General features: G+C 58.9%; 9 protein-coding genes. 2 read left to right on the forward strand and 7 right to left on the reverse strand.

Annotated elements, in window-relative coordinates; genetic code table 11:
• Window positions 1-9 precede the first annotated feature (9 nt).
• Window positions 10-1,209 carry a CaiB/BaiF CoA transferase family protein gene (locus ACIQV9_RS20650; protein WP_403105086.1) on the forward strand — a complete coding sequence of 400 codons (1,200 nt, stop codon included), beginning with the start codon at window positions 10-12 and terminating at the stop codon, window positions 1,207-1,209.
• On the forward strand, window positions 1,157-2,116 hold the full coding sequence (locus ACIQV9_RS20655; protein ID WP_403105089.1) for a TIGR02285 family protein: 960 nt from the start codon (window positions 1,157-1,159) through the stop codon (window positions 2,114-2,116). Before ACIQV9_RS20650 ends, ACIQV9_RS20655 begins: the two co-directional genes overlap by 53 nt.
• Before the next feature lie 169 nt (window positions 2,117-2,285).
• On the opposite strand, the gene ACIQV9_RS20660 is transcribed toward ACIQV9_RS20655, so the two are convergent.
• From ACIQV9_RS20660 to rplS, 7 genes are all read right to left on the reverse strand, one after another.
• Entirely contained in the window at window positions 2,286-2,573 is a 288-nt protein-coding gene (locus tag ACIQV9_RS20660) for a DUF3509 domain-containing protein (RefSeq protein WP_403105092.1), read from the reverse strand.
• A gap of 162 nt (window positions 2,574-2,735) precedes the next feature.
• A complete protein-coding gene (locus ACIQV9_RS20665; RefSeq protein WP_403105095.1) occupies window positions 2,736-4,091 on the reverse strand; it encodes a transporter substrate-binding domain-containing protein in 1,356 nt (451 codons plus the stop codon).
• A 121-nt stretch (window positions 4,092-4,212) separates the two neighbouring features.
• Window positions 4,213-5,622: a threonine synthase gene (gene thrC, locus ACIQV9_RS20670; RefSeq protein WP_403105098.1), complete on the reverse strand. Its 1,410-nt coding sequence runs from the start codon at window positions 5,620-5,622 to the stop codon at window positions 4,213-4,215.
• Between the two features lie 66 nt (window positions 5,623-5,688).
• On the reverse strand, window positions 5,689-6,993 hold the full coding sequence (locus ACIQV9_RS20675) for a homoserine dehydrogenase (protein WP_219095836.1): 1,305 nt from the start codon (window positions 6,991-6,993) through the stop codon (window positions 5,689-5,691).
• Window positions 6,994-7,125: 132 nt separating this feature from the next.
• Window positions 7,126-7,857, reverse strand: coding sequence for a bifunctional protein-disulfide isomerase/oxidoreductase DsbC (dsbC, locus tag ACIQV9_RS20680; RefSeq protein WP_109628141.1), 732 nt, complete (start codon window positions 7,855-7,857; stop codon window positions 7,126-7,128).
• Window positions 7,858-8,116: 259 nt separating this feature from the next.
• Window positions 8,117-9,013: a site-specific tyrosine recombinase XerD gene (gene xerD / locus ACIQV9_RS20685; protein ID WP_403105102.1), complete on the reverse strand. Its 897-nt coding sequence runs from the start codon at window positions 9,011-9,013 to the stop codon at window positions 8,117-8,119.
• Between the two features lie 138 nt (window positions 9,014-9,151).
• The gene (gene rplS / locus ACIQV9_RS20690) at window positions 9,152-9,451 is read right to left on the reverse strand and encodes a 50S ribosomal protein L19 (protein WP_403105111.1); all 300 of its coding nucleotides are present in this window, start codon (window positions 9,449-9,451) and stop codon (window positions 9,152-9,154) included.
• Window positions 9,452-9,542: the final 91 nt, after the last annotated feature.

A 9,542-nucleotide genomic window follows, 5' to 3' on the forward strand; every position in this document is an offset into this window, starting at 1 on the left:
GGATCCAGCATGCCGTTCACCGCCAAACCGCTCTCAGGTCTGAAAGTCATCGAATTGGGCACCTTGATCGCCGGGCCGTTTGCCTCGCGCATTTGCGCTGAGTTCGGCGCCGAAGTGATCAAGATCGAATCCCCCGATGGCGGTGATCCGCTACGCAAATGGCGCAAACTGTACGAAGGCACCTCGCTGTGGTGGTTCGTCCAGGCCCGCAACAAAAAGTCCCTGACCCTGAACCTGAAACACCCGGACGGCCTGGCGATTCTGAAAAAGCTGCTGAGCGAAGCGGACATCCTGATCGAGAATTTTCGCCCTGGTGTGTTGGAAAAGCTCGGCCTGGGCTGGGAAGTCTTGCATGCCCTCAACCCGAAACTGGTGATGGTACGGCTGTCGGGCTTCGGCCAGACCGGCCCGATGAAAGATCAGCCCGGTTTTGGCGCGGTCGGCGAATCCATGGGCGGCCTGCGCTACATCACCGGTTTCGAAGACCGGCCACCGGTGCGCACCGGGATTTCCATCGGCGACTCGATTGCCGCCCTGTGGGGTGTGATTGGCGCGCTGATGGCGTTGCGTCATCGCGAAGTCAACGGTGGCCAGGGCCAGGTGGTGGACGTGGCGCTGTATGAAGCGATCTTCGCCATGATGGAAAGCATGGTGCCGGAGTTCGATGTGTTCGGTTTCATTCGCGAGCGTACCGGCAACATCATGCCGGGCATCACACCCTCCTCGATCCACACCAGCGCCGACGGCAAGCATGTGCAGATCGGCGCCAATGGCGATGCGATCTTCAAGCGCTTCATGCTGGTCATCGGTCGCGAAGACCTCGCCAATGACCCGGTGCTGGCCAGCAACGATGGCCGCGACAGCCGCCGTGACGAGATTTACGGGGTGATCGATCGCTGGGTCAATTCGCAGCCGCTGGACACCGTGCTCACGCGGCTGAATCAGGCCGATGTGCCCGTCAGCCGGATCTTCAGCGCCGAAGACATGTTCAGTGATCCGCAGTATCTGGCCCGGGAAATGTTCCTGCAGGCCAAGCTCCCGGACGGTAAAGACTTCAAGATGCCGGGAATTGTGCCGAAACTCTCTGAGACACCCGGCGATTGCAAATGGGTCGGGCCACAACTGGGTGAGCACAACGCACAGGTACTCAACGATCTTGGTTACGACCAGCAACAGATTGCCAAGCTGCGCGAAGACGGGGCCATCTAATCTGAAACGCCTGCTTTCAACAGCCATTCACACCACCCGCAACTGGCGTACAGCGGCGGTGCTGGGGCTATTGGCCGGGCTGGCGACACCCGTTTCGGCGCAACCCAAAGAGACGCTGATCTGGTTACTGCGCGACTTGCCGCCCACGATGATCTTTGAAGGCCCGAAAAAAGATCAGGGGATTGTCGATCAGATCCTGCCGCTGTTGATTGCCGGCATGCCGCAATACGAGCACACCCTGATGCGGGTCAACCGGGCTCGCGGCATGCAAATGCTTCAGGAAGAATCGTTTACCTGTGATCCCTCGCTGGTCTGGACCAAGGCGCGCGAACAGTGGATTGCATTCTCCATTCCGGCCTTTCGCGCGGTGAGCAATGGACTTGTTGTCCGTCGGACAGACCGCGCAGTGCTGGATCCTTTTCTGATCGACGGCGAAGTCGATCTCGCGGCACTGCTGGCCAGTGGTGGGAAGAAAATGGGGGTTGTCGCCGAGCGCAGTTATGGTCAAGTCCTCGACGCGCTGCTGAAACTGGCGCCACCGGACGCGCTGACACCCCATTACGGCAACGATGCCCTCGCCAGTCTGTTACAGATGCAGCGCCTGGGTCGTTTGCAAATAGTCCTGGGGTATTGGCCGGAGATTCGCTATCAGGCCAATCGAGAGCACATCGCCGACGATCAGCTGGAGTTTTACCCGGTCAAGGGCACCGGCAAGTACCTGTCCGGGCACATTGGTTGCTCCAATACACCCCAGGGCCGACAAGCCATTCTCGAGATCAATCAGTTATTGCGCACCCTTCCCCATGATCGATTGGATCAGCTGTACGCTGACTGGCTGGACCCGGAAAGACGCAACGACTACCTGCAAGAAACCAAAGCCTTTTTCGAGTATCAGACCGGGCAATGACAAATCGCAGGCAAAAGAAACCCCGAGAAGTGGGGAGACGACTCGGGGTTAAACGTGGCCTACATACAGACCAGTAGCAGCAAGCTACAAGCACCGGAGCACAATGCTTGATCTTGCTGTTACAGGGTCTGACGACCTGAGCGCAGGAAGGTTCCCACAAAAGAACAATTCAATTTCGGCTGGCCAGGACCTTATCCTGAGCCGCATTGCGCAGCGCCGCGATGACGCAGGGTTCCAGCCGTCCTTCGGCAATCAGCACGTCGCGGTGCAAGCCGTCGACAACATCCGTCAGCAGACGGTAATCGGTTAACTGGGCTTGATTGAACGCCCGTTCGACCACGATCGCACCGGTCGCATTCTTCAGTGTCACCAGGCATTCGCCATGGGCGCCCGACGGGGTCAGCGTGACCTGATACGGGCTCAGAGCCTCACCGAGCAATAGACTGATACTTTCCATCTCGATCACCACTCAATAGTCCGAAAACAAAGTGCCTGGGGCGTGTTCAAAGTAAATGACCACTGGCCCGAGAAGAAAGTTCTGGATTCCAGGTGCAGACGCGTCGGCGTCCCTGGTCGATAGAGCATGCACGGCAAAGATGACAGGGAAAAAACAGCCGGTTCACAGATGCCTTGTCCGGTGACCGATATCAGTCCACCCCCCTAGCAACCCTCGCAATTGGCCGTCGGCGCTGTAGAACGGCACCGTCCACTGGTAGATGTCCCTGACACCGTTGTTGAACAGCAATTGACGTTCACTGAAGCGTGGCTTCCGAGTCTCCATCTGCGCCATGAATTCGGCATGCAGCAGCGCTGCGGTTTCTTTGGGCAGCACATCGAGCTCAACCAGCCGTCGCCCCTGAACCTGGTCAAAACGGGTGCCGAGGCTTTCCTCGTAACTTTTGTTGCACATGATCAAACGCCCTTGCAGATCCCGAACAAACATCGGATCGGGCATGGCGTCCATCAACGCATGCTGGAAAGCCAGCTGATCGCCGAGCCCCTTCTCAGCGTCTACACGCTGCTTGATCAGCGCCGCGAGCCTGCGGTTCCAGAGCAAGGAAAGCAGACCGAACAGGCTGACGATAAACATGCCCCAGCAAACCCAGTGAGTCATCTGTCGCCAGCGAGAAGGTGACTCGACGGGAGCGATACCGCTGAGCCATTTCAGGCGAATGGCGCGCAAATCGGCCGCAGGAAAGGCCTCAAGCGCCTTGTTGAGAATGCTCAGCAACGGCGACTGACCTTTGCGTACCGCGAGGTGATCAGCCTCCCATTTTCCCTCCACGCCGCGCCCGACCTTGAGTTGCCCCAACGGATAGAGCTGCGCCCCGATTTCATTTTCGATGGTGGCAAAGGCTTCACCACTTTCAACCAGCGCCCTGGCCTCGGCGTAAGTCTTGACCGTGCGCAATTCGATCGCCGGGTAGTCGCGGCGAATCGTGCCTTCGAGTGCGTGCCGGGCCGGCAACACCAGCACTCTTTTCGCCAACTGCTCCAGGGACCGCACGTCAGGCGCGTCTGCCCGCCCGACAAACACCCACCCCGCGCCACCGAACGCATGGCTGAAATCCAGGAACGCCTTGCGCTCGTCATTCACAGCCAGGGTTGTGCTCATGTCCGCCTTGCCATTTTCCAGACGCCCGAGCAGTTGATCGGTGGAAAAGGACTCCTCGTGAACAAACTGCAAGCCCGTCATGGCACTGATGCGACTGAGCAGGTCGTTGTTCAGACCGCTCCACTGTCCGTGTTCATCCTTGAACAGATAAAGCGGGTATTGCACCGACGAGACGATGACTTGCGGGTGCTCGGCAATCCACCTCAATTCCTGAGCATCCAGTTCAATGGTCGCGCCGACGCCCGCTCCCCTGGACTCGGGCGTCGCCAATTGCGCGGCCGCCCCTTCTTGAACCAAGCCCAGGACGCCGATCAAAAACATCCAGCACACGGCTGGCTTTAACCCTCTGAAAAACAGCATTACCACTTCCTTCGCAATCAACACGCCCATCCTTTCTGGGGCGAAAACGCGACAAGTGTGGCATGCAGAAATGAGAAAGCCCGTCAGGAGACGGGCTTCAAAATGTGACAGCTTTTAGCGGTTACAGAGGCTTGCCGCGGTTGCCATGCTGACTGACAAAGGCCTGCACGGATTTCAAATCGTTCGGCAACACGGTGCAACGCTCATCTCTCTCAAACAAATCAGAAAGATGTGCAGGTAGTTCAAGCGCTTTTCCTACGCCGGCTTTCTCCACTGCGTCCGGGAATTTGACCGGATGGGCCGTGCCGAGAATGACCATTGGAATATCCAGGCTACGACGGCATTCGCGCGCGGCCTTCACACCGATGGCGGTGTGCGGATCCAGCAGCTCGCCGGTTTGCTCGTAGACTTCGGCGATGGTTTCGCAGGTTTGCGCGTCATCCACGGCCAGGGAATCGAACAGTTTGCGAGCTTCGGTCCAGCGTTCCTGTTCGACGCTGAAACCGCCACCTTGCTTGAAGTTGTCCATCAAACCGGCAATCGCTGCGCCGTTGCGACCGTGCAGGTCGAACAGCAGACGCTCGAAGTTCGACGACACCATGATGTCCATCGACGGCGACAACGTGGCGTGCAGGGTTTCCTTGACGTACTGATTGCCGCTCATGAAGCGGTGCAGGATGTCATTGCGGTTGGTGGCGACGATCAACTGGTTGATCGGCAGACCCATGTTGCGTGCCAGGTAACCGGCAAAGATGTCGCCGAAGTTGCCGGTCGGCACCGAGAACGACACCGAACGAGCCGGCCCACCCAACTGCAGGGCGGCGTGGAAGTAATAAACGATCTGGGCCATGATCCGCGCCCAGTTGATCGAGTTCACCGCCACCAGACGCGTGCCCTTGAGGAAGCTCTGGTCGGCGAAGCTGGCCTTGACCATTTCCTGGCAGTCATCGAAGTTGCCTTCGATGGCGATGTTGTGGATGTTCTCACCGAAGATGGTCGTCATCTGGCGACGCTGCACTTCAGACACGCGGTTGTGCGGGTGCAGGATGAAGATGTCGACGTTTTCGCAGTGCTTGCAGCCTTCGATGGCGGCCGAACCGGTGTCGCCGGAGGTGGCACCGACAATCACTACGCGCTCGCCGCGTTTTTCCAGCACGTAGTCGAGCAGACGACCGAGCAGTTGCAGCGCGAAGTCCTTGAACGCCAGGGTCGGGCCGTGGAACAGCTCCAACACCCATTCGTTGCCGTTCAGCTGACGCAACGGTGCCACGGCGTTGTGGGAAAACACGCCATAGGTTTCTTCGAGGATTTTCTTGAAATCAGCATCGGGGATGCTGCCGGTCACGAACGGGCGCATTACCCGGAAGGCCAGTTCGTGGTACGGCAGGCCAGCCCAGGAAGCGATTTCTTCCTGGGTGAAACGTGGCAGATTTTCCGGGACATACAGACCGCCGTCGGTGGCAAGACCGGCCAGCAGGACATCTTCGAAATTCAGGGCCGGTGCCTGGCCGCGGGTACTGATATAACGCATGACTGGCTCCAATAGACAGTGTTCGCAAACCCGGGCCCGCACGCGAGCCCGGTGAACGATAACGGCTTAGTTCAGGTGCTCGACGCGGATCCGAACGACCGGACCGACCACGCCCGCCAAGGCTTCCAGGGCGGCGATCGCGTCGTTCATGTGCTGTTCCAGCACACGGTGGGTCAGCAGGATCATCGGCACCAGGCCGTCATGCTCTTCGACTTCTTTCTGCATGATCGATTCGATGTTGATGCCGCGCTCCGACAGGATGCTTGCGACCTGGGCCAGTACGCCCGGATGGTCTTTCGCCTGAATGCGCAGGTAGTAGGCGCTTTCGCAGGCTTCGATCGGCAGGATCGGGTGCGCCGACAGCGAATCCGGCTGGAAGGCCAGGTGCGGCACACGGTTCTCCGGGTCGGAGGTCATGGCGCGAACCACGTCCACCAGGTCGGCGATCACCGACGAAGCGGTCGGCTCCATGCCGGCGCCCGCGCCGTAGAACAGGGTCGAACCGGCCGCATCACCGTTAACCATCACCGCGTTCATCACGCCGTTGACGTTGGCGATCAGGCGATCGGCCGGGATCAGCGTCGGGTGCACGCGCAACTCGATGCCGGACGCGGTGCTGCGAGCGACGCCGAGGTGCTTGATGCGATAGCCCAGGGCTTCGGCGTAGTTCACGTCAGCTGTGGTCAGCTTGGTGATGCCTTCGGTGTAAGCCTTGTCGAATTGCAGCGGGATGCCGAAGGCGATGGAGGCCAGGATCGTCAGCTTGTGGGCCGCGTCGATGCCTTCAACGTCGAAGGTCGGATCGGCTTCGGCGTAACCCAGGGCTTGCGCCTCGGCGAGAACGTCTTCGAAGGTGCGACCCTTCTCGCGCATTTCGGTGAGGATGAAGTTGCCGGTGCCGTTGATGATCCCGGCGACCCAGTTGATACGGTTGGCGGACAGGCCTTCACGGATCGCCTTGATCACCGGAATGCCACCGGCCACAGCCGCTTCGAACGCCACGATCACGCCTTTCTCGCGAGCCTTGGCGAAAATTTCATTACCGTGAACGGCGATCAGTGCCTTGTTCGCGGTGACCACATGCTTGCCATTCTCGATGGCCTTGAGTACCAGCTCGCGGGCAACGGTGTAGCCGCCCATCAGCTCTATAACGATGTCGATCTCAGGGTTCGTGGCCACTTCGAAGACATCGGTGGTAATCGCAATACCGGTCGTTTGGAACTGAGGCTTTGGCGTGCGCATGGCAATTTGTGCCACTTCGATTCCACGCCCGGCACGACGAGCAATTTCCTCGGCGTTGCGCTGAAGTACGTTGAAGGTACCGCCACCGACGGTCCCTAACCCACAGATGCCTACTTTGACCGGTTTCACTGTGAACTCCCCATAAAACGGCCGACTCAAGGCCGGCCGTGAAAACAGCCGCATGCTCGCGGCTCTCTATTAATGGCCCGGCGATGTCGCTACCGGACCATGATCGTCAAAGGCTGGCCGTGACGATGCGAATTATTTCGCGCCCAGTGCCAGTTTGGCGACTTGTGGCGCAGGCTGGTAGCCCGGAATGACCTGACCGTCGGCCAAAACGATGGCCGGTGTGCCGTTCACGCCGATCGACTGACCCAGGGCAAACTGTTTGGAAACCGGGTTATCGCACTTGGCGGCCTTGATTTCCTTGCCGTCGACCATTTTGTCCATGGCGGCTTTCTTGTCTTTCGAGCACCAGACCGCTTGCAGCTGTTCGTCACCCGGCGAGCCCAGGCCCTGGCGCGGGAACGCGACGTAACGCACTTCGATGCCGCGCTTGTTCAGCTCAGGCACTTCGGCGTGCAGTTTGTGGCAGTACGGGCAGGTGGTGTCGGTGAACACGGTGATGTGCGATTTGGTTTCGCCGATCGCCGGGTAGACCACGGTTTCTGCAACCGGGATGGCGTTGACCAGCTTGGACACGCCCAGGCGTTCGGTCTTCTCGGTCAGGTTGATCGGTTTGCCGTCCTTGAGCTGGAACATGTAGCCCTGCACCACGTATTGGCCGTCGGCACTGGCGTAGAGCACGCGGCTGCCTTGCAGTTTGACTTCGTACAGCCCCGGCAGCGGACTGGCCGAGATGCTTTCTACCGGTACTTCCAGCTGGAGGTTTTCCAGGCTTTTACGAATGGCTTTGTCGGCCGCGTCATCGGCGACGGCAAAGGTACTGACCAACGCAATGGCTGCGGCGGCGAAAATCTGGGTCAGACGCATGAGAACTCCTGAAGGCGGACAAATGGGACGATCAGAACGCCCGTGCCGAAAAACACCGGGTCATAACCGCCCATCGTACAAACCGGCAAAGCCTACCACATAAGGCCTCTGTGGCGAGGGGGCTTGCCCCCGTTCGGCTGCGCAGCAGTCGCCTTGCGGCCCATTTGCCTGGTCAGAATTGCCAAGATGGGACTGCTACGCAGTCCAACGGGGGTAAACCCCCTCGCCACAGGTTGCATTTCAATTTCGGGAACTGTATTCAGCCGCGGGGGTGATGTTTGGCGTGCAAGTCCTGCAACCGTGCGCGAGCGACGTGGGTGTAGATCTGGGTGGTCGACAGATCGCTGTGGCCAAGCAGCATTTGCACCACACGCAAGTCGGCGCCGTGGTTGAGCAGGTGCGTGGCGAACGCGTGACGCAAGGTGTGCGGCGACAGCGACTTGCCGATCCCGGCGACCTTGGCCTGGTGCTTGATGCGGTGCCAGAAGGTCTGGCGGGTCATCTGCTCGCCGCGCTGGCTGGGGAACATGACATCGCTGGGACGTCCGCCAAGCAACTCGTGGCGACCATCACGCAGGTAACGCTCGACCCAGACAATCGCCTCCTCGCCCATCGGCACAAGGCGCTCCTTGCTGCCCTTGCCCATCACTCGCAGCACGCCTTGGCGCAGGTTGACCTGTTCCAGCGTCAGGCTGATCAACTCCGTCACCCGCAAACCGCACGCGTAAAGCACTTCGAGCATGGCGCGGTCCCGCTGACCGATAGCTTCGCTCAAGTCTGGCGCCTTCAGCAGCGCTTCCACGTCTGCTTCCGACAGCGACTTGGGCAACGGCCTACCCAGTTGGGGCATATCAACGCGTAGGGTCGGATCGACGGCAATCAGCTTTTCCCTGAGCAGATAACGATAAAACCCACGCACACCGGAGAGGAATCGCGCCGTTGAACGGGGTTTGTAGTTTTGTTCCAGGCGCCAGGCCAGGTGATCGAGGATCAACTCGCGGCCAGCGTTGATCAGCTCGAGGTTTTTTTCCTGCAGCCATCCGTTGAATAGTGCCAGGTCGCTGCGGTAGGCATCGCGGGTGTTGTCGGAGAGGCCTTTTTCCAGCCACAGCGCGTCGAGGAATTGGTCTATCAGGGGGTTGTCGATGGCGGGCATAGAGGCTCAGGTCACTGGAAAACTGATGGCAAGTCTTTCATAGCCGGCTGTGGCTTTATAGAGCCCCGCTGCACCGACAAATCGCAGGCAACAAAAAAGCAGCCCGAAGGCTGCTTTTTTCTGCATCGGAAGCTGGACTTAAGCCAGTTTTTCCTTGATGCGAGCTGCTTTACCGGACAGGTCACGCAGGTAGTACAGCTTGGCTTTACGTACGTCACCGCGACGTTTAACGGCCATGCTGTCGATTTGCGGGCTGTAGGTCTGGAAAGTACGCTCTACGCCAACACCGTTGGAGATTTTACGAACGGTGAAAGCACTGTTTACGCCGCGGTTACGCTTGGCGATAACAACACCTTCGAACGCTTGCAGACGCGAACGGTCGCCTTCCTTCACTTTCACCTGAACGACAATGGTGTCGCCCGGGGCAAAGGTAGGGATCTCTTTGGTCTTCTTATGTTATTATAGTTATAGGTTGTTTTTGTTATTGATTGTGTGGTATTTTGTTTATTTGTGTGTTCTACGTTTGATT

Source organism: Pseudomonas sp. NPDC099000, assembly GCF_044759925.1.
In the GTDB taxonomy this organism is placed as follows: Bacteria; Pseudomonadota; Gammaproteobacteria; order Pseudomonadales; family Pseudomonadaceae; genus Aquipseudomonas.